Below are 239 nucleotides of genomic sequence, written 5' to 3' on the forward strand. Positions count from 1 at the left end.
GATTGTATGCAGCATAATCGTTTTTGAACTTGAAGGTCTGATGTTTGTTCAGATATTTTTCTCTACCTCTTTAATCGCGTTAAGTATCGCTAAATGTTCACTTTCTGAATGTCCACCTTCTTGGAGTTTACGGTTTAAAATATCAAGGATAGCAAGTAGTGAAACGCAGCGTTGTTGTGATAGTAATTCGAAAATCGCATAGCTAATATACATTTCAATTCTCGAGAGCATTTTAATAT

Annotated in this window: 1 protein-coding gene; it reads right to left on the reverse strand. The window is 34.3% G+C overall.

What is annotated here, in order from left to right:
* Nucleotides 1-48: 48 nt before the first annotated feature.
* Nucleotides 49-239, reverse strand: a 191-nt coding sequence (locus tag RG959_RS24850; RefSeq protein WP_342799368.1) for a hypothetical protein, incomplete at its 5' end; no start/stop codon positions are given.

The sequence above is a fragment of the Domibacillus sp. 8LH genome, from assembly GCF_038806185.1.
GTDB classification, from domain to species: domain Bacteria; phylum Bacillota; class Bacilli; order Bacillales; family Domibacillaceae; genus Domibacillus; species Domibacillus indicus_A.